Here is a 21,368-nt window from a genome sequence, read left to right as displayed (position 1 = left end):
GTTAAAAGTACAGATAATCATGGCTATCTTTCGCGTATTCTTTTTTCTTTTCTTTTTTTTAGCTAGCGGCTTAGCCTCCACTGCTTATGCTCAGCATATCGAGCAACTTTTCGATGAAGAAAGTACGCTAGACTTGTCTGATTCACTGTATTTTTTATTTGAAACCGACTACCAACTTACCATTAGCGATGTATCGAGGCGCCGAAACGACTTTTTGATGCATCCCCACGACAATCCTAACTTTGGCTTTCGCAACAACGGTATGTGGTTGCTTACCTCTGTAGCCAATGTATCAAATGAAGAAGATTGGGTATTTACAATTAACTTCAGTCAACTAGATAGCGTTGACTTTTATTTGGTTAAAAACGGTAAAGTCATAAAACAAAGTCACCAGGGAAAAGCGCAAAAAGAGCAGCGTTTTCGCGTCCCGACCTTTCGTATTGAACTGTCTGATAGCGACGCCGTCGACCTATACATCCGCATTGAAAGCCGCTCATCTAGCTTAATCGCACCACTTCGCATTCAGGCAGAGCCTATTCACAGCAGCTATTTCCAAGCCGACAGTATGCTGTGGGGCTTTTTTTTATGGAGGGTTACTTATCCTCGCCATCTACAATTTAGCCCTCTTCTTTGGTGTTCGAGAGAAAAGCCTGATTGCTTATGTGGGTTATATTGGTGCGGTGCTTTTATGGCAGTTTGTGTGGGGCGGCCATATCCAGCTTGTATTTAGCCAAGGAATTCCCTCTTGGCTAGTCGGTCATTCCGAGCTTATCTTTGTGATTATTGGTATCAGTTCTGGGGTCTTTACCATGACATTTTTGGAGACGAATAGGCATTCCCCTACTGCGCACCCCATTATTAAATTGCTATTGATTTGCCAAGGGCTAACCGGCCTTATTTGCTTCGTTGACCTACTGCCTTCAATTTGGAAAAACAATTTAGTGTATGGCGTTGGGCTTGTTGCCATTTTAAGCTATATCTATGCGGGCTTTGAAGCCTTCTTTAATAACTTCAAACCGGCCCGGTACTTCATCTTCGCATGGGGTATGCTTGCCACCGGCGCTATCGTGGGAATGCTAAGCCTTATCGGTGTACTCCCTTCCAACGACTTTACCACTTACTGTTTCCAAGTAGGGGTATTCCTTGAAGCCGGCCTCTTCTCGTTCGCCCTTATGGAAAAGAGCAGAAGCCAGCTTGAAAGCGAAGTCGAACAGGCCACCAACGATCTGCGCAACAATGTTGAGCTTATTGAAGAACAAAATGCCCGCTTAGATATTGCGCGAAAAGACGCGATCAAAGCCAGTAATGTTAAGTCTCAGTTCCTTGCCAACATGAGCCATGAGATTCGCACGCCCCTCAATGCCATTTTAGGCTTCAGCAAAGAATTGAATAATGCTTCACTGCCCACGGATCAGCAAGAGCAAGTAAGAATAGTAAATACCGCCGCCGATAACCTGCTCACTATCGTCAATGACGTATTAGATTTTTCCAAGATTGAAGCGGGTAAGTTAACCATTAATAACCAGCCTTTCTCCCCTAACAAACTGCTAGAAGAAATGGTCACCATTATGGCGAAGTCTTCTCACAGTAAACACCTTGAGTTTGTTTTTGATTTACATCCGCTGCCTGAAAAACTCATTGGCGACGTGTTTCGCATCAAGCAGGTGCTGAACAATTTACTAAGCAATGCCTTAAAATTCACATCAAGCGGTACAATAACCTTTTCAGTGAGAGGCCGCGCACTACCCCACGGTATCCACGAAGTGAATATGACTATCGAAGATACGGGCATAGGCATTAGCCGCCAAGATAGAAAGAAGCTGTTTAACGCGTTTTCGCAAGTTGATGATGCCTTGAATCGCAACTACCAAGGTACGGGGTTAGGGCTGGTTATTAGCAGGGAACTAGTGCGCTTAATGAACGGCGACTTAACCCTTAAAAGCGCACTTGGCCAAGGCTCAACGTTTATCGTTTCTCTTCGTATGACCCAGTTAAGTCAAAAATACGCACTAAGCAGCAATGAAGACTGGCTAGGCAAAAAAGTGGTTATCTTTGACCCCGTGCCTGCAACGCGTCGTGCAAGCGCTAACATGTTGTCTATCTTGGGGGCGCAGGTAATCTCGGTAGAATCGCTAGATTACTTGGCTACACTTACTGGTCAATATGATTTCTTTATGGCCGCCGTGCCCGTAAGCAAAATGAGCTTGCGAGATGCATACCTTAGCCGTTTTGTTCAGTTCCCCGCGCAAAAACGCATTCTTTGGTACTCGGGTCCAGAGCCATTCGCTCAATACCCTAGCCTCTCGCAACACTTCCATTCACAAGTGCGCATGCCAATGACGTTAACTAAACTCGATAGTTTGGTTCATTGTAAAGTGACACCGGCTAAAAATGCGATGATTGAGAAAATTGAAAGCTTGCCCAAAGTGAAGGTCTTAGCCGTTGACGATATGGAAATGAACCTTAAGCTCCTACATACTTGGCTTGACCACTCCCCTATTGAGCTGATTACTACCATCAATGGGCAAGACGCAGTAAATCAGTGCCAAACACAAGAATTTGACCTTATCTTAATGGACGTGCAAATGCCGGGTATGGATGGCGTGCAGGCCACCAGAGAAATTAGAAAATCGCCATTAAATATGGGCACCCCTATTGTGGCAGTAACCGCCCATGCGTTCAAAGAAGAGCAAGACCGACTGCTGGCATCAGGAATGGATGACTACTTGCCTAAGCCCATAGAAGTTGACCTGCTGATCACCTTAATTAAATCGTGGTGCCACAGTATTGAGCCGGGAGAGATTGTATTCCCTTCTATCGACTGGCAGCTTGCCTTAAAGCGTGCCAATCAGAATCAGGATACGGCTAAAGAGATGCTTGATAGCTTTATTGCGCAGCTTCCAGAGACGATCGATACCCTTTCAGCACTATGGAACGCAAAAGATTACAACGCGCTTAAAGCAGAGGTGCATAAGCTTCACGGCGCGTGTTGCTACACGGGTCTACCAAGAATGCAACATTTGGTCAATGAAACTGAGAGCGCGCTTAAATTAGGACAACATGCCATGGTCGATGAACATTTACCAGCCCTACTCGAAGAAGCCAAAAAGGTGATAAGAGAAAGCATCAACCATAATGGCACGTTCTAATCTTGAACGTGCACCGTAGCCTGCGTTTCAATACTCTGCCTCGCCTGTTGGCATTGGGCTATAAGTGCGGCGAATTCACCCACATCGCGGTCAAGCTCTGAGCTGGCAATAAAAATATCAAAACCAAGACGCTTTCTTAGCTCAACCATGCGATGAGCCAGCATAGCTTTAATCCCTTTTATAACGGTGCCGTCTTCCATAACGTACTGTTTATCATCAAACATCGATTGTTCATAGCAACTGCCTGAGGCACAGTTTTCATCGGTATTTTGCATAAGCAAAGGCCGTTGCTCCATCAACAAATGGGTCGCTAGTCTTGGCGAAATGGTATTTAAAAAGTCTGTATAACTTTTAATCTTAAACCCTATGGTTTCAAGAGGGATATGGTCTAAACCATGCCTAACGCGAGGGCAATCGGCCCGCTGTAAGTTCTCCCAATGGATGCGCCAACTGCCTAAACGGTGGCGATAAGTGATGTAGTCTTTCGCAATCTCTAAGCTGTAGTCTGGCTCGCGAATTTTGAAGTAGCCGACTAATAAACACACGAGCGCCGCACTGGTTAGGAAGATGCCCGCTAAAAATAACCAATCGGGTAAGAAAGCCAGCCATAACGCGGCAGCAATAAGCCCCACGCATCCCAGCACTAAACTGGTAATGCCGTTACTTTTAGACGCTGCTCGAATATAGATAGGTTCAACACTAGTGCCAGACATAGAGATACACCACCAACATAATTATGGCCCAAACGATATAAAGTCTTATGCGCTTACATTTTACGCAGTCAGTATGCCACCAGCGCAATAAGGGGTTTGATTTTCGCATACGCTAATAAGCCTAACTTATACGTTTAGTAAAAAGGGATAGTTTAACCGTAAAATTATGCCAATGTGTGATTTCTATATCGATATCTTTGAAACGCCGCCACTATGGTAGGGGTAAAAACTAACGACAATATCACAGAGAACCCAACGCCCCCTGCCAGCACCACTGCCAACGGCGGCCAGAAGCTCCCTTCGCTAAAGAGTAATAAAGGAATTAAGCCCCCCCACCGTGGTAAAGGTCGTCGACAGAATATGACGGCTGCAGCTCATGGTTTCTTCAACAATAGCTTTAGTGTCGCCCTGCTTCGCTTTTGGGTTGGCGTTTATCGCGGCAATCACCACGATAGACCCATTAATAGCAACACCAATAAGCCCGGCGCAGCCAAGTAGCGGATTGAAGCCTACGGGTAAACCAGAAATCCATAAGCTAAACATACCCAACCCCACCGACAGTATGGCCACTAGGCCAATAACGCCAGCCAAACGAAGACTGGTAAACGTTAAGATTAACGTGGTTACCATCAACACCAATAGCACCGGAGCATAGGTGGCAAGCTTACCTAGCGCCTGCTGTTGCTCGTCGGCATCTCCCGCTAAGTGAATTCGATAGCCCTCGGGCAGAATGAGACGGCTTTCTAACAAGTCACGCAAATGATTACTGGCATCTATGGCCGGTACGCCGGGTAATAAAAATGCCTGAATTCTATTTAGCCTCTCTCCATCGACTCGGGTAATACTGCTAGTAGCAGGCTGTAGCGACAAATGCGTTACGGCGGCAAGCGGCGACCAAGAAATAGCGTTGTCACCGGCCACTGGAATAGGCATAGCATCGACGCCCGTTACATTTTGCCTAAATGCCTCATCAAGCCTAACGCGAACAGGGATCTCTTCTGTGCTTTCTAACACCGAGCCGCCAGTTATTCCCGAAAAGTTAATCTGCATTTGATTGGCAAGTTCAGACAGAGTCAAACCTAAATACGATAAGTTGTCGCTATCAGCGTTAATTTTTAATTCTGGCTCGCCCATAGAGATACTGGCAGTTGACTGAGAAATACCGTCTACTTGTGACATCAACATGCGCACCTTATCCCCTAGGTCGTTTAGGATGTTAAGGTCTGGGCCAAAGATCTCTACTTCCACCGGCGCCGCTATAGGCGGGCCTTGACCAAAGGCGCGAACAACAATTTGTACTTTCGGATAGGCAATATCAAGGTCTCGCTGTAACTTGCCTACAAGGTTGACCGCATCTTCTAAGGTATCAGTCGATACCACCGCATTAGCAAAATACGGCATGTTATCGCGGGTCATCATTTGATTGTAATACACTGAAGGGGCCGAGCCGCCCACCAGCCAACTTACTTGCTTTACACTTTGCTCTGCGCGTATCGCGCTATCAATTTTTTTAACGTAGGCGGTGGTATTGTCGAGACTGCTTCCCTCTTTCGTCCACAAATACACTTCAAACTGATCTCTGTCGGCACTTGGGAAGAACACGTTGGCTAAGGTTCCCGATAGCACGAACCCCGACAAGCAAAGCACTGCAATAACAGGCAACACTAAAACAGGCTGTTTAATCCATCGGCCAAGCTGCCGTTTAAACGCAAGACTGAGATTCGGTGCTTGAAGGCCCACTTTCCACCATGATTGCGACGCCATGCCCTGTGCAGATTCACCATCGTGTTTTGGTAAGAAACGGGCGGCAAGCGCAGCAATTATCGTAAGGGAAATGAACAGCGAACCAATTAACGCCATGACCACGCTTATCGCAATTGGCCCTACGAAATCACCGATGTTTCCGTCTAGCAAAAAGATAGGCATAAAGCCCAAGATAGTGGTAAGGGTTGACGCTAAAAGGGGAGCAAATAAGTGAGACACACTTTTCGCCATAGCCCCAACCCGCGTTAAATTCGAATCTTGCAAATTAATGCGTATCTCGTCGGTGATAACAATCGCGTTGTCTATAAGCAAGCCGATGGCGATGATCATGCCGAAAATAGACATCTGGTGAATTTGCTCGTTGTAAAAACTTAACGAAAATAACGCAAACGCCGCGCACAAAGGTAATGCAAGCCCCACAATCCACGCAGCGCGAAAGCCCATGAAAAGCAAAATAACCAGCATGACTACTGCACAACCCATCAACAGATTCATAGATAAGTCGGCTAGGCGAGTGGCGGTGTACTCATTTTGCTCAAACGCCACAGTGGCCGTTAAAGTACCACTAAAATCCCGGTTAAACTGCTCCACCACCGCTAGCGCGTTTTTCGTCCATACATCCGAGCGAAGAGAAGGCTGCATTCGCGCCGCAACAAAAATTGATTCTTCACCGTTTAAAAAGGCCACTTCATTGCGTGGCGTTTTGTAGCCTCGCTCTACCGTAGCAACGTCTTCGACACGTAAATAGCGGCCTTGCTGGTTAACCAAAGGAATTGAAGCAATCATATTTACGCCGTTAAGCCCCTCACCCACGGTAAAACGCAAATTGCTTTGTTGTGTGTTTAGCATGCCTGCGGGAAGCTTAGGGTCGGCGCGACGAATTAACGCACTGACCTGCTGCAGGTTGAGGCCGGTGGCTGCAAGTTTAATTGGGTCGATATTAACGCTTATTTCCTCTTCAGGCGCGCCATAGACGCGAACCAATTCGGTTCCACTTACGTTACGCAGCCTGTCGGTGAGCTCTTGGGCTAGGCGGGCGGTTAGCGTAATAGGTGTATTTTCAAAGTGTTCGGCGCGAACAGAAAGCAGTAAGGTGAATGCGGTAGCCCCGCGCTTTTCATCGAAGATAGGCGCCATTGCACCTTCCGGGAATAATTCCGCTGCCGCCCCAATCGCATCGCGAATTTCACTGAAAAGTTGCTCGTTACTGGTATTGTTAATCCAGTCTTGCGTTTCAATTAAAATGATTGAAATACCTGCGCGAGAGGTAGACTTTACTTCCTTAATTTCGGAGATTTCCCTTAGCCTATCTTCAAGTACGTCACTCACTAAGGCTTCTACTCGTTCAGCTGAAGCACCTGGATATTGCGTTATGATAAGTGCATTTCGGGTATCTATTCGTGGATCTTCTATACGTGGAAGTGAGCCTAAGGCGGAAAGGCCAGCGGTTATAAGAATAAGCAGGCTTAACACCAACAGGTGTCCTCGGCGGTAAAAAAGCGTGTACCACGGGTACGATTTGTCTTTATCAAAGTTGAAGGTTTTCACTAGCGCGCCCCAGCTTTATGCTGGCTTGGAATAGACACCATTTGCCCGGGAGCCAGCTTATGAGTGCCTTCATTGACATAAATTTCGCCGTCTTTGAGCGCACCGCGAACAAACGCATTATTGCCGTCGGTATACACCACTTCAACAATACGCGCTTCTAGGGTGGTATTTTTCTTATTTGATAATACAAACACACGCCACAACCCGCGTAGCCCGTTACTTAACGCATTAACTGGCAACCAAGCTCCGGTCTCTGTATGAGAACGAAAGCCAGATAAAATAGCCATATCGCCAGGTCGAACTCGCTCGTTACTGTTCAATGTGACAAGAATATCAACAGTTCTGGTTTGCACGTTGCGAATGGGAAGACGCTGCGTGACAGTACCTGCTACGTTTATGTCACCGACTTTTACAAGAACGGGCTCATTCACCTCAAACTGATCAATAACGTCGGCTGGAACAGCAAACCGCGCTTGATAGTTCTCGATACTAGTGAGCCCAAACACAGGGCTTCCAGCGTTTACGACACTGCCTTCATCTAAAAAACGGCGATTGACTACGCCGTCAAAAGGAGAAATAAGTGTGGCTTTGCGCATTTCAACATTAAGGGAATTCAGCGCAGCCTTGATTTCGCTAACCTGCGCTTTTGCGACATTCAGGCTGGCTTTTACCTCGTCAAGACGCTGCGCTGACTCCAGCTTTCTCTCAACCAGTGATGTCGTTCTATCACTGTTAACTTGAGCAAGTGCCAGGTCGGCGTTAGCGCGTTCAAGAGAGGCCTGAAGTTCGCGCTTTCTCGCATTGAGGCGCTGTAAATCTTGTCGCGCTAAGATGTCGCCTTGGCTAACCACATCTCCCTCTTCAACAAGTAGTGTGGTGACTTGACCCGCCACGTCAAAAGACAGGGATGCAGCTTTAGGCGATTCAACCAGGCCAAAGACATTAATTGGTGTTTCGAAACCCGATTGTATTTTGATGGTGCCTGTGGATACGGCAACAGGCAATCGTGCTTCTGGGGCTTGCGTTGCGTTGCCTAAGCCTGCGGTCATAAGAAGTACAACCAGAGCTGCAATAAACACGACAATAGAAATAACGAGTATTAGCTTGCCACTTTTAGCAGGCGACGCCGCAGCTGACATAATGAATCCCTTAACTATTCTAGAGCACGCTCTAGACCACATTTGCATACTTATTGAGCTATGCTAGTATATTAATACTAGACCGTCCAGTTTGATATATAAATATTTAACAAATAGTGAGAAGTGCATTGCCTACGATAAAAAAGCAAGGTCGACCAAAGAGTGAAGAAAAATATCACATGATTTTGCATGCGGCTTCTCGCCTTTTCTTGAAAGAAGGGTTCGCTAACACCTCAATGGACACCGTCGCGAAGGCCTCTGGTGTATCTAAACAAACGGTCTATTCCCACTTTGAAAGCAAAGACGCTTTATTTAAGGCGGCAATTACCTCGAAATGCCGGTCATATCAGCTCGATACCCAGCAACTTATCAACGCAACCTCAAACGCCCTTTCACTATTTGAATGTTTACAAAAAGTAGGCCATCAGTTTATGCGATTGTTGCAAGACCCAGACGCCATCGCCATTTTTCGCGTCATCATTGCAGAGGCAGTAAACAACCCCCATGTCGCAACGCTGTTTTATCAGGCTGGCCCTGAAGCGTCACTTGAGACATTAAGCGATGTGATTGAGACGTTTGGTCGAGGCAGCTTAAATCACGACCTCGCTCACCAGCTAGCGTGTGACTATTGCTCGTTGTTAAAAGGTGATTATCACACCATGATGCTTTGTGGCATTCAATCGCCACTTTCGAATGAAGAAATTCAGTCACACGTTGCACAAGCAGCGGAAAAAATTCTTTTACTCTTTACACATTATACGCAGCAATCCGGCTCAGGTAGTTCCCTGTAATGATATGTTAAAAGCCACATCTGCCTCGTACATAGCGTAAAAAACGTAGGGTAAAGATGCCTGTGCCCTAATGACTTGTATGAAGGGGTATTATACACTAGCGCCGTTTTCGTTGATGATTGAGAAGCGCATGTCTGACTTTACCGGTAACCACATTCTTTCGGTTAATCAATTCGATCGCGAGGCCATTGAGAAAGTCTTCTCAGTTGCCAATTCTATGAAGCCCTATGCCACGCGGCAAAAGCGCACCACGGTGCTTGATGGCGCTATTCTCGGTAACCTTTTCTTTGAACCTAGCACTCGTACCCGAGTGAGTTTCGGGACTGCCTTTAATCTATTAGGCGGCGAGGTAAGAGAAACTACCGGCATGTCGAGTTCGGCGCTAGCAAAAGGGGAGTCGCTTTACGATACGGCACGTGTGTTAAGCGGCTACTCCGACATTATCGCCATGCGCCACCCCGCGGCAGGCTCCGTAGCTGAGTTTGCAGAAGGCAGCCGCGTACCGGTAATCAATGGGGGCGACGGCGCGAACGAGCACCCTACTCAGGCGCTGCTTGACCTTTTCACAATTAAACGGGAATTGGAATACAATGGTCACGGTATTGACGGTTTGCACATTGCCATGATTGGGGACTTAAGATACGGGCGCACGGTACACTCTCTATCGCGCCTTTTGTGCTTGTTTAACAATATCCGCTTTACGCTTATTTCGCCAAAAGAGCTGGCGATGCCCCAGCCCATCATTGATGCGATTGAAAATGCCGGCCACCAACTTACCATTACTGACACCCTTGAAGGGAATATGGATGCAGATATCTGCTATCAAACCCGCATTCAGGAAGAGCGCTTTCCATCACAAGAAGAAGCCAACAAATACCGTGGTAAATTTAGACTTAATCAGTCTATTTACACCAAACACTTTCAGTCAAAGACCGTTATTATGCATCCACTTCCTCGCGATTCACGTATGGAAGCCAACGAATTAGATAACGATCTAAACCTTAATCCGAACCTCGCCATTTTTAGGCAAACCGATAACGGTGTGCTTGTGAGAATGGCATTATTTGCATTAACACTTGGGGTAGAAAACCTTCTCACCAAGTACGAACGCGATGTGGTTTGGTACAGCAACAAGAGTAAGTAATTACATGCAAAAATCTGAAGCCCTATTTACCCGCGCCCAAAAAACCATTCCCGGTGGCGTAAATTCACCTGTTCGCGCTTTTAAGGCGGTGGGCGGTACTCCTCGCTTTATTACTAAAGCAGACGGCGCTTACATGTGGGATGCGGATGGCAAGCAATACATCGACTACATCCAGTCTTGGGGCCCAATGATCCTTGGCCACAACAACGCCCCAATTCGCGAAGCAGTCATAGAGGCATCTTACAGTGGCCTTTCTTTCGGCGCGCCAACTGAAGCCGAAGTAATTATGGCTGAATTGGTAAGCGAAATGGTGCCATCTATGGAAATGGTACGCATGGTAAATTCAGGTACTGAAGCCACCATGTCAGCTATTCGCCTTGCTCGTGGTTACACCAGCAGAAACAAGATTGTGAAATTTGAAGGTTGTTACCACGGTCATGCCGACTCATTGTTGGTAAAAGCGGGGTCTGGCGCGCTCACTCTTGGCGTTCCTAGCTCCCCTGGCGTGCCGGCAAACGTGGCAGAGCACACGCTTACCGTTGAATATAACAACCTAGACAGCGTAAAAGAGATTTTCGAAACTCACGGCGATGATATCGCGTGCATTATTGTTGAGCCTGTAGCCGGTAACATGAACTGCATTCCGCCTGTAGAAGGGTTTTTAGAAGGGCTACGCGCTATCTGTGACCAATACGGCAGCGTTTTGATTTTTGATGAGGTTATGACTGGTTTCCGCGTTTCTCGCGGCGGCGCGCAAGAGCGCTTCAACGTAAAACCTGACTTAACCTGTTTAGGTAAAGTGATTGGTGGTGGTATGCCGGTGGGCTGCTTCGGTGGACGCCGCGATATTATCACCCACATTGCCCCAACTGGCCCAGTCTATCAGGCGGGCACATTGTCAGGTAACCCAGTTGCTATGGCTGCAGGCCTTGCCGCATTGACGCAAATTAAACAGCCAGGCCTGTACGACTCTATCTTTGAAAACACCCAAGCTTTGGTGGACGGTTTCCAAGCCCTAGCAGATAAGCACAATATTAGCCTAACTACTAATATTGCGGGCAGTATGTTTGGGATATTCTTTACTGACGTAGAGAAAGTTACCAACTATAAGCAGGCCATTAACTGTAATACCGAACAGTTCAATAAGTTTTACCACGGTATGTTAGAACAAGGCGTCTACCTGGCACCTGCCTCTTATGAAGCAGGTTTTGTTTCAAAAGCCCACGACGCTGAAGTTATTGAGAAGACGCTTGCTGCGGCAGACAAGGTATTCTCAACGCTATAAGTTAATGTCCTCTTAATTGTTAATAAAAGTCCGGCGCTAGCAGAATGTAAATGTAATCAAAAGTAATGTGCTAGTGCCGTTCTCTTCTTTATACTTTTCTTAAACGTATCTTAAATTCCTTTTGGGCTATCCCTAGTAGCTCTATATTTATAAGAAGTTGAAAGGTGTGGTTAACAATGGATTGGCAGACAAGCGCACTATGCGCACTTGTAATTTACAGCACGGCAATTACTTTCCTGTATATCAGACGCAGCAGACGCTTTAAGTACCGTCTAAAAAAAGCGCTCTCTCGCAGTGCAAGTACTCGGGTCGCTACCCTTCAAGCAGCCGACGAAGCACGTTTTCAAGCTGCTGCTGACGAAGCGTTAGAGCTCAACCAAACCTTCCAAAAATTTGTACCTAGGCAATTCGTTGAACACATGGCGAACACTGAAGTGGACTCGCTCGGCCTCGGCTATGCTGCTGAAAACGATGTTGCCATTATGTTTTGTGATATCCGCGGGTTTGCCGGTTTCTCTGAAAGGATAACCCCCCAGGAATTGATGAACTTCCTCAATTCTTACTTCACCCGAATGAACGACCCTATTCACCAAAACCGCGGTTTTATTGATAAGTTTATGGGTGACGCCATTATGGCGTTATTCGACCATCAAGGCGGTACATCTCAGCAAAAAGCCTTGGATGCCGTTCAAGCTGCCCTTGATTTACGCAAAGCATTAACCATCTACAACGGGCATAGAAAAAACAGCAGTTACGAACCCATCAATATGGGAATTGGTATTCATTTTGGCCCCGTTATTATGGGTACTGTAGGCTCTGAAGATAGAATGGATACCACCGTTATCGGCGATAGTGTGAATATTGCTTCACGATTAGAGGCGCTAACCCCTAAATACCAGGCCGATATTATTGTAAGCGCACAACTACTTCAAATTATAGGCCCCGGCTATCCAGTAAAAACTCGGTTACTGGATTGGGTTAGAGTTAAGGGCCGCAAAGCCCCGATTGAGATATACGAGGTGTTAAGTCACCTATCAGAGGAAGAGCAAGCTAAAAAGCTGGCCGTACAAACTAAGGTTGCTGCTGGCTTAGCATGCAGAATTAATCAACAATGGGAAGAGGCCATTGCCTTTTTCGAGACAGCCCTAGCCATTAGCCCTGATGACTCACTTGTACATCATCACCTTGATGTATGCCGAATTTATAGAAGTTTAGATCTTAAACATGATTGGGACGGTGCATTAGTGCTTTAACGGTGTTTTCAAAGTACCGCCTACTTCACGTGCAGGCCCTTTTTTGAAAGTTTAGTTATTATACTTCACGTTAGACATCTGATAGCTTGGCTTGCTGACGAATAAAGGTTATTGATGGCGCAAAAAAAGCTGCGCCTGTCTCTGCACTGGTAAAGTCTAACCAACGATCGTAATCCCCTTCTCCGTTGCCATAAATTTGGCTATGAAGCATCTGCTTAAATGGCCGAGCGCTTGCACTACAACTAACGAAGAACAAGCCTTGTGATGCCATATCCCCATAAGGCATGCCTTGTTTAATTAACCTAGGCTCATCGCCATCGGGGGCGACGGTGCTCGCTCTAACACTATGGGATGATTCGGATTGCTCACTGCTTACCAAGTTATGCTCTTGGGTCGTCCCCATCACTTGTTCTTGCTGTCGACTTGAAAGGCTATTCCAGCGACGTAAATCATGTCGATAACGCTGAATATGAACGTAGCTACCACCGCTAAAATCAGGGTCGTCTTCGCCAATGATACCGACTTTACGGCGCTTCATACCCCGGGGATTATCGGCCCCGTATAAGAACCCGTTGAGATCCCGTCCATCCAAGTATCTAAAGCCGCGAATTTGCTCCACTAGCTCAACGTGAATACGCAATAGATCCATCACTTCAATACCCACCGCATGGCAGATATCTAACCGGTCAGCGCGAATTTGAATAAACAGATCGCATGGCATGGTCGGCGCGCTTCTATCTTCACACTGCATATCAGGGAAAGGGGCAAGTTCTATAGGGATGAGGCCAGGGTATACCTCTGTCCAATAGTTAGTGCCAATCGCAACGACCCCTGTCACCATGGCTTCATAATGCTCATTTTCGAAATGCTCGAAAATATCCAGCACGCGAGAGAGTTTAGCGCGCACCGCTTGACTATCATCGTCAATGACATTCAGTAACAAGTACTGTGCATGTAAATTTGGCTCAGCGCAGAGGCCTTTTTGTGGTTGTGTCATCGCTGCTCTTGTTATTATTGACGTCTTTGTAAAATTCGCTACTCGCGTAAAATGAACCCTACTTACGTTATGACTACTGATTCAAGATTGAAAACCATTTCTCGCGAAGCAGTGCCTTATTATTGCATAGAACTTACTGTTTATTCTTTACCCTAGTGTGCTTAATAGCCTGCGGCTTGTCCATCTTTTCGGCTTTCCGAGGCACCGAAATAAACGCCTTTCTGCTCATCCCACGCAATAGCTTGGTAACCACCAAAGGCTCCCACTACACGCTGAAGCTTATGACCTCGCTCCATCAGCTCCCGCTGCACCGTCTCACTAAACCCTGATTCTAAACTCACGAAGCCACCATCGGTCATGAGCGCGCCTGTTGGGCTGCTCGAACCGCTGTGGAGTATTCTACGCGCGTCGCCAGCTTCTTGCAGGTTCATGCCAAAGTCGAGAATATTCACGATAATCTGGGCATGCATTTGAGGCTGAGTACCGCCCCCCATCACGCCAAAACTTAAAACAGGTTTACCATTTCTCGTGACAAAAGCCGGAATAATCGTGTGAAAAGGTCTTTTACCTGGCCGGTATTCATTGAAATGGCCCTCTTCAAGCGTAAACATTTCACCTCTGTTTTGCAGTACAAAGCCTAGCCCGGGCGGCGTCATTCCAGAACCCATGCCGCGGTAGTTGCTCTGTATTAGCGACACCATATTGCCGTCTTTGTCAGCCACAGCGAGGTAGATGGTATCGCCTTCGTAAATACCTGCATCGACACGGTTTGCTGCCCACTCGTTATCAATGAGCGTTTTGCGCTTAGCAGCGTATTCTTTAGAAATGAGCCAGTCGACAGGGATTTCGTTGAAATCGGGGTCCGCATAAAACTTTGCACGGTCTTCGAAGGCAAGCTTTTTGGCTTCAACAAAAGTGTGGATATAATCGGCAGAATTAAAGCCCATACCCTCAATATCGTAGTGTTCTAATATATTGAGTATTTGTAAGGCGGCAATGCCTTGTCCGTTAGGCGGTAGCTCCCAGACGTCGTAGCCTCGATAATTCGCCGAAACCGGCTCGACCCACTCAGAGGTATGCGACGATAAGTCTTGATATGATAAATAGCCCCCTTGAGATTTCATATAGGCATCAATCGTACGCGCGATATCGCCTTTATAAAATGCGTCGCGCCCACCTGTGGCAATCTTTTCGTAAGTTACCGCCAACCCCGGATTTTTAAAAACATCTCCTTTTTGCGGCACTTTACCGTCAAGCAAAAAGGTGTCTGCAAACCCATCGTAGTGACCGATACGCGCGTAATTCATTTGCCAGTAGTAAGCAATAACCTCAGACACGGGAAACCCTTCTCGGGCATATTTGATAGCAGGCGTAAGCAACGTGGACATGGGCAGCTTGCCAAACTTATCATGAAGCATAAACCAACCGTCTACGGCACCGGGCACCGAGACTGGAAGTGGGCCAAATTTAGGTATTTGATGCAACCCGCGTTCGGCAAAAACGTCTTTTGTTAACTGCCTTGGAGAACGGCCTGAAGCGTTTAGTCCTACGAGCTTTTCTGCTTTGGCATCCCAAACAATAGCAAATAAATCACCGCCAACACCGCTTCCCGTGGGCTCAACTAAACCTAGCATTGCATTGGCTGCAATAGCAGCATCTACCGCGCTACCGCCTTGCCTTAAAATATCGAGCGCCACTTGTGTAGCTAACGGCTGACTGGTTGCTGCCATCCCGTTTTTCGCAATAACCTCAGAGCGACTGGCAAAAGGCTGCCCGGTTACCCTGTCGTAGCCTAAGCAATTAACACTAAAAAGTACAAGTACCAAAGAGAGAATTCGTACGTTTGCAGTCATAATGTTCCTTTGTTTACTGCGAAGGTTATTTAGGGCCTTGCATGAGCAGATTGCTTCATAGTGTAGCGTTATTGTCACATTACGCCTAGGCCCTTTTCTACAGTGCCTTTTTTCACTATTCCGACGCCTTCAATACGGCTACGTTGACGAAAAAAGCCCCGCAATAGCGGGGCTTAAAAGGAAGTGATAAGACATTATTGTTGTAATTATTGCTTTGCCTAATCGAGACTCTCTTACGAACGGCCGCTTGTGAAGTCTGGGTATGCTTCCAGACCACATTCGCTCATGTCTACGCCGTCGAACTCTTCTTCTTCGCTCACACGTACACCCATCACTGCTTTAATCACTAGCCACACGATAAGGCTCACTACAAATACCCATACAAAGATAGTCGCGGCACCAATTAGCTGACCTGTGATACTTGAACCGTCGTTTGTGAAAGGTACAAGGATTAGACCAAGAAGACCTACCACACCGTGCACTGAGATAGCACCCACTGGGTCGTCAATTTTAACTTTGTCTAGTGCAACAATGCTAAGTACGACTAATATACCGCCAAGGCCGCCAAATAGCGTAGCTTGCAGAGGTGTTGGCGTAGACGGCTCTGCTGTGATAGCAACAAGACCAGCCAGCGCACCGTTAAGTACCATTGTTAAGTCAGCTTTACCAAACAAGATGCGTGCAACGATAAGTGCAGCAATTGCACCACCTGCAGCGGCAGCATTCGTATTCATAAATACGATAGCAACCGCGTTTGCACTTTCAACCGTGGCAGTAGCCAGTACTGAACCACCGTTAAAACCGAACCAACCCATCCACAGAATGAATGTACCTAGCGTTGCTAGCGGTAAGTTTGCACCAGGAATCGCATTTACTTTACCGTCTGCTGTGTATTTACCTTTACGTGCACCAAGAACGAGTACACCAGCAAGCGCTGCTGCAGCACCGGCCATGTGAACAATACCTGAGCCTGCAAAGTCAGAGAAACCAAGGTCGCCAAGGGTATACATACCAAATACCGCTTCGCCGCCCCATGTCCAAGCACCTTCCATTGGATAGATAAAGCCCGTCATAACTACAGCAAATGCAAGGAAAGCCCAAAGCTTCATACGCTCAGCAACCGCACCAGATACGATAGACATTGCTGTAGCAACAAAAACCACTTGGAAGAAGAAGTCAGCAGAAGGCGCATAAGTCGCTGGGTCTTCGGCAACACCCGTTGCACCGTCTCCCATAATGCCACTTAGGAAAGGACCCCAATCGCCGCCACCGTACATAATGCCGTAACCGCAAATCATGTACATGGTGCAAGCGATAGCAAATAGTGCCACGTTTTTAGTTAGAATTTCTGTGGTGTTTTTAGCCCGAACAAGACCCGCTTCAAGCATCGCAAAACCTGCAGCCATCCACATTACCAGTGCACCGCAGATTAGAAAATAAAAGGTATCTAGCGCATACCCAAGTTCAAAAGTGATTTCCATTATGGTTTTCTCCGCAAATATATCGTTGTGGCTTACAGCGCGTCGCTATCCGACTCACCAGTTCGAATACGAACGGCGTGTTCAAGGTCATAAACAAACACCTTGCCGTCTCCAATTTTGCCTGTTTTGGCAGCGCCAACGATGGCTTCTACCAGGCGCTCTACTTGATCATCCTGAACAGCAATTTCCAGTTTGACTTTAGGTAGAAAATCCACCTGATATTCCGCTCCGCGGTAAAGCTCAGTGTGTCCTTTTTGACGTCCAAAGCCTTTCACTTCGGTCACGGTCAAGCCGTCGATACCGATTTCTGAAATGGCTTCACGAACATCATCTAGCTTGAACGGCTTGATGATCGCTGTGACTAGTTTCATGAGTTGCTCCCAGTTTGTTTTGGTTATTCTGTGTTAATGGTCGAATATCTAACTACCCGAAGATAAACCAAGAGCCATGCCACAAATATTTACCATTTAAAATCAGCTAGATAGGCAATTCACACATACGCTTGCACAAAAATAATGCACAACAATGGTGCATGTTGAAAAAAATGCCCAGTTTTGAAGCGATACGAGGCAATATTGAGGTGAGCCGACTAAAAAGTACGATGAATTTAGGATGGAACTATTCGATTAAGCCTGTGGTCTGTTAATAATATTATGACCACTATCACTCCCGCATTTTCAGCGCCTGAGCGCTATATACAACATCATACCGTTGCTAAGAAAACGGCATGGCGCCCGTTATTGATTTCAGGTTTAGTACACGTGATTGGGGTTATCTTGGTCGTCATACTTTCTCAGCTGAGCATTGATACTCAAAAAAAACGCGCCACTATGTCTAAGCAAACGGCCGAGATAAACGCCAAACTGTATTACCCGCCCGCCCCGAAACCCCAGTCTCTCCCCCAACAAAGCAAACCGGTAGAGGCTTCCCGAAACACGCCAGAAACCAGGTTAAAACCTGTCATTTCAAAGCGTACAGAAGCAGTTGATACTAAAGCTAAAATTACAGAGCGCCCCGCCCCTCAACAGAAAGAGAATACAAAGGCAAAACCGCAAAAAGCCCCCGTCGACATTAAGCCCACTAACACACCGGCAACGCCCATACCTACGCTTTCACAGGATGCAAATCGGCGCGCTGGCTCGCTAAATCTATCGGTAAAAGACGGTTCGGCCCTTTATTTTGAAAAGTATCACAGGGACAAAGTCGCTGAAGATGCTGAACAGGCAGCAAGCGCATTTCAAGAGCGCAAAAACAGCCCGAAACTCGGCGGACCAAGCACACAGCAAATACAAGCCGCCGAAAATAAACGCCCGACTAAACGCGTGAATTGTAGTAGTAACACTAACAAAACACTGGCGATTTTAAGCGGAATTACCGGTGGCACCTTAGAATGCACCAAAATGGACGATCACAAGCGTTTTATTGACGCTAGAGTCAATAAACTCCCGAAAGACGAAAAGCGAAATTAGCTGTCGCGATCTGCCATACCCAAATAAACAGCAATAGCCCAAGCGCCGCTACTTTCTCTTAAAAAACTTAGGTGGTTGCCCGAAATATGCTTTGAACCGTCGACTGAATGCTGCAACATCTTCATACCCTGTTAGCTGAGCTATACCCAACATGGGCGTATCGGTATTTCTCAGTAACGCTTTGGCCTTTTCCATTCTCGCTTTCACCAGGTAGTCTCGCAAACTAAGTCCGGTAGCTTCTTTGAAACGCGTTTTAAACTGCGTTGTTCCCATACAAGCTATCTGCGCTAACTTCACTTGCGTAAAGCCTCGGGCAAGATCGCGATGAATATGACTTAATACGGGAGTGATACGCTTATCCATGCTACATCCTTTCAAGGATGTCTCTAACAAGGTTAAAAACAGCGCCAAAATCTCTTCATGTCCATGGTCTGCAAACTGACTAATTTGAATTTCTACGAATGACAAAAACGCTTGCAATGCTGACGATACTTGGAAAATAGGGTGTAGCCTGTCATTTAAACTAACGGGCACATATTCCAAGTCTGCCACAATGAATTTTGATAATTCATTAGCACTAAAATAATGAACCTCGTTAGGCGCAATACATACGCCTTCGCCGACGCCTACTCGCCCACGAAAATTATCGATTTCTATCAAGATATGCCCATTAATGGGCAGCACCAGTTGAAAATAGTTATGTTTGTGGCGACACGTTTGTTTGGTATATGAGCGTACAGATAACGATGGCACTGGGCTGTCAGTCATTTAGTTGCCCCCTGTACCCAGTCCTGATTTTGTTACTTGGCTCCCCGTTTATTTGCATCTATTTCCCTAGCGGTTTCCTTAATGCTCTTTGCCGTTAGATTAAGCACTTTTATTCATTTTGTCATGATCGCTACCCTTTCGTTGATCACCCAGAACTAGTAAACAGTATTTGGGGTAATTAAGGTCAACATGAGAAGAGCACGACGATGCTCTTCTCAACTCACGCTTTCGATGTGCACGAAGCCTCGGTAACCTTATCAAAAATGGCTATCTAACGGCCTTTATCTTCGTTGTATATTACCTTTGTTTTGAGTAGGCTAAACTGCAATTCAGTAGTTATTTCTCTAATAAATATATAATAAAGGATATTCAACGTGGCAGCAGCTAACTTACTTGCCCTACTTGATGATATAGCAACATTGATGGACGACATTGCAACCATGTCGAAAGTCGCTGCGCAAAAAACAGCGGGGGTTTTGGGTGACGATTTAGCGGTGAACGCCGATCAAGTCCAAGGCGTTAAAGCAGAAAGAGAATTGCCTGTTGTGTGGGCCGTAGCAAAGGGCTCGCTTATCAATAAAGCTATATTGGTTCCTGCTGCGTTAGCGATAAGTGCTTTTGTCCCCTCACTTATCACTGTATTGCTCGTACTCGGCGGGCTATATTTATGTTTCGAAGGTGCTGAAAAACTTCTGCACAAATACCTGCCCCATGATGATGAAGAAATAACACGAGAAGCCAGAATAGACGCATTGACCCATGAAAATGTCGACATGGTCGCGTTTGAAAAAGACAAAATTAAAGGCGCCATTCGCACCGACTTTATTCTGTCGGCTGAAATTATCGTTATTGCACTTGGCACCGTGTCTGACGCCACACTGACAACACAAATTGGCGTGTTAGTGGCGTTAAGTTTAGCCATTACGTTAGGGGTTTATGGCCTGGTTGCAGCATTGGTCAAGATGGACGACGTTGGCCTTTACATGCTTCGTAAGTCGCTAACAGGTTCGATGAACACACTTCAACGGTTTGTTGGCAGAGCGCTTTTGGTTACTGCTCCTGCACTTATGAAAACGCTGGCTGTTGTGGGCACGGTTGCCATGTTTTTAGTTGGTGGAGGTATTCTTACCCATAGTATTGGCTTTTTGCACGTAATTACAGACTGGTTCGCAGGGGTTATTCCAGACGCCACACTCGTCATGTCTATACTCGCCGATGGCGCAGTGGGTGTTGTTGCAGGCGTCATTATTGCTTTGGTTGTAAGTGCAGCGTCAAAATTGAAGCGCAAAAGCACGCGTTCTTAATCATTAAACATTTGCAGTGAAACATCTGCACTATTCATTCGAGACTGAATAGTCGCGCATAAATGGGGGTTACCCAACGTTGGCCCTCCCTTATGCCTTCTATGCACAGCTATTTTTTATTGAAGCGCGTATTAGCAAACGACAACGCGCTTCACTTTTCAACAGTTAGCCATTTCAACCACATCATTTTTCAAATACACCAACTTTTAGTTTTTTTATTAAATCCATTTCCTTACCTTTGAATACTCAAAAAAATAAAAGCAAATAAATCAGTAATTTAACTCATTTCGCTAACTTGGCACATCCCTCGCTATAAACTAATTGTTAATTGATAACGACTTATTATCGAAACCTATAGCAACATGATAGCTGCCACGCAGTATGTTCAAGTGCAGTGTCTAACTTTACATTTATGGAGATTACTATGTTTACCGCTCGCAAAACTTTCACTGCATTAACGTTGGCAACTAGCATTTTGAGTGCATCAGCATTCGCTAACGATTCACAGAACACCATTATGTCGCATACAGACTTCATGGTAGAAAGCGCCATGATGGATGTGAAGCAAAGTTTAGAGCTTGGTGTGACATTCGATGTATTAACTGCAAGCCACACCTTCGAGCCTGAAGTAGAAGAAACTAATACGCTGGTTGCCGAGATTACTGTTACGCCAATTAAGCCTGTCAGCACAGACGATAACGACGCATAAG

General features: G+C 46.3%; 14 protein-coding genes and 2 pseudogenes. 8 read left to right on the top strand and 8 right to left on the bottom strand.

Translation table 11 applies throughout. From position 1 onward, the window contains the following. Window positions 1-19: 19 nt before the first annotated feature. Window positions 20-3,149 (top strand): annotated as a pseudogene (locus ACX5J7_RS14145) (hybrid sensor histidine kinase/response regulator). Here the strand turns inward: ACX5J7_RS14145 and ACX5J7_RS14140 are convergent. From ACX5J7_RS14140 to ACX5J7_RS14130, 3 genes and pseudogenes are all read right to left on the bottom strand, one after another. Then, on the bottom strand, window positions 3,146-3,862 hold the full coding sequence (locus tag ACX5J7_RS14140) for a DUF2982 domain-containing protein (RefSeq protein ID WP_012516998.1): 717 nt from the start codon (window positions 3,860-3,862) through the stop codon (window positions 3,146-3,148). The pseudogene ACX5J7_RS14145 and the gene ACX5J7_RS14140 overlap by 4 nt on opposite strands. A gap of 164 nt (window positions 3,863-4,026) precedes the next feature. Further along, window positions 4,027-7,174: pseudogene (locus tag ACX5J7_RS14135) on the bottom strand (efflux RND transporter permease subunit). Beyond that, window positions 7,174-8,313: an efflux RND transporter periplasmic adaptor subunit gene (locus ACX5J7_RS14130; RefSeq protein ID WP_278384092.1), complete on the bottom strand. Its 1,140-nt coding sequence runs from the start codon at window positions 8,311-8,313 to the stop codon at window positions 7,174-7,176. Before ACX5J7_RS14130 ends, ACX5J7_RS14135 begins: the two are co-directional and overlap by 1 nt. A gap of 179 nt (window positions 8,314-8,492) precedes the next feature. On the opposite strand from ACX5J7_RS14130, the gene ACX5J7_RS14125 reads away from it, so the two are divergent. The 4 genes from ACX5J7_RS14125 (at window position 8,493) to ACX5J7_RS14110 (ending at window position 12,786) form a co-directional block, all read left to right on the top strand. Further along, the gene (locus ACX5J7_RS14125) at window positions 8,493-9,104 is read left to right on the top strand and encodes a TetR/AcrR family transcriptional regulator (protein WP_498707350.1); all 612 of its coding nucleotides are present in this window, start codon (window positions 8,493-8,495) and stop codon (window positions 9,102-9,104) included. Window positions 9,105-9,234: 130 nt separating this feature from the next. After that, a complete protein-coding gene (locus ACX5J7_RS14120; RefSeq protein WP_012516994.1) occupies window positions 9,235-10,248 on the top strand; it encodes an aspartate carbamoyltransferase in 1,014 nt (337 codons plus the stop codon). 4 nt (window positions 10,249-10,252) lie between these two features. Further along, window positions 10,253-11,533, top strand: a complete 1,281-nt coding sequence (gene hemL, locus ACX5J7_RS14115) for a glutamate-1-semialdehyde 2,1-aminomutase (protein ID WP_071968108.1) — start codon at window positions 10,253-10,255, stop codon at window positions 11,531-11,533. A gap of 176 nt (window positions 11,534-11,709) precedes the next feature. Then, a complete protein-coding gene (locus ACX5J7_RS14110) occupies window positions 11,710-12,786 on the top strand; it encodes an adenylate/guanylate cyclase domain-containing protein (protein WP_020745240.1) in 1,077 nt (358 codons plus the stop codon). A gap of 70 nt (window positions 12,787-12,856) precedes the next feature. On the opposite strand, the gene ACX5J7_RS14105 is transcribed toward ACX5J7_RS14110, so the two are convergent. From ACX5J7_RS14105 to glnK, 4 genes are all read right to left on the bottom strand, one after another. Continuing rightward, window positions 12,857-13,783 (bottom strand): Dyp-type peroxidase, encoded by a 927-nt coding sequence (locus ACX5J7_RS14105; RefSeq protein WP_278384096.1) that lies wholly within the window; start codon window positions 13,781-13,783, stop codon window positions 12,857-12,859. Window positions 13,784-13,944: 161 nt separating this feature from the next. After that, window positions 13,945-15,636 (bottom strand): gamma-glutamyltransferase, encoded by a 1,692-nt coding sequence (gene ggt, locus ACX5J7_RS14100; RefSeq protein ID WP_498707349.1) that lies wholly within the window; start codon window positions 15,634-15,636, stop codon window positions 13,945-13,947. Window positions 15,637-15,869: 233 nt separating this feature from the next. Further along, complete coding sequence (locus ACX5J7_RS14095; protein WP_015066082.1) at window positions 15,870-17,117, bottom strand: ammonium transporter; 1,248 nt, start codon at window positions 17,115-17,117, stop codon at window positions 15,870-15,872. Window positions 17,118-17,149: 32 nt separating this feature from the next. Beyond that, window positions 17,150-17,488: a P-II family nitrogen regulator gene (glnK, locus tag ACX5J7_RS14090; protein ID WP_012516988.1), complete on the bottom strand. Its 339-nt coding sequence runs from the start codon at window positions 17,486-17,488 to the stop codon at window positions 17,150-17,152. 282 nt (window positions 17,489-17,770) lie between these two features. On the opposite strand from glnK, the gene ACX5J7_RS14085 reads away from it, so the two are divergent. Next, the gene (locus ACX5J7_RS14085) at window positions 17,771-18,586 is read left to right on the top strand and encodes a hypothetical protein (protein ID WP_020742746.1); all 816 of its coding nucleotides are present in this window, start codon (window positions 17,771-17,773) and stop codon (window positions 18,584-18,586) included. A 48-nt stretch (window positions 18,587-18,634) separates the two neighbouring features. Here ACX5J7_RS14085 and ACX5J7_RS14080 read toward each other — a convergent pair whose 3' ends face one another. Continuing rightward, window positions 18,635-19,354, bottom strand: coding sequence for an AraC family transcriptional regulator (locus ACX5J7_RS14080; RefSeq protein ID WP_020742745.1), 720 nt, complete (start codon window positions 19,352-19,354; stop codon window positions 18,635-18,637). A 374-nt stretch (window positions 19,355-19,728) separates the two neighbouring features. On the opposite strand from ACX5J7_RS14080, the gene ACX5J7_RS14075 reads away from it, so the two are divergent. Together ACX5J7_RS14075 and ACX5J7_RS14070 are read left to right on the top strand one after the other, a co-directional pair. Next, window positions 19,729-20,658: a DUF808 domain-containing protein gene (locus ACX5J7_RS14075; RefSeq protein WP_012516985.1), complete on the top strand. Its 930-nt coding sequence runs from the start codon at window positions 19,729-19,731 to the stop codon at window positions 20,656-20,658. Window positions 20,659-21,082: 424 nt separating this feature from the next. After that, a complete protein-coding gene (locus tag ACX5J7_RS14070) occupies window positions 21,083-21,367 on the top strand; it encodes a hypothetical protein (protein WP_020742744.1) in 285 nt (94 codons plus the stop codon). The last annotated feature ends 1 nt before the right edge of the window (window position 21,368 follow it).

It is taken from the genome of Alteromonas infernus, from assembly GCF_902705815.1.
Note: the sequence above shows the minus strand (reverse complement) of the source record. Positions and strands in the feature narration are given on the sequence as shown.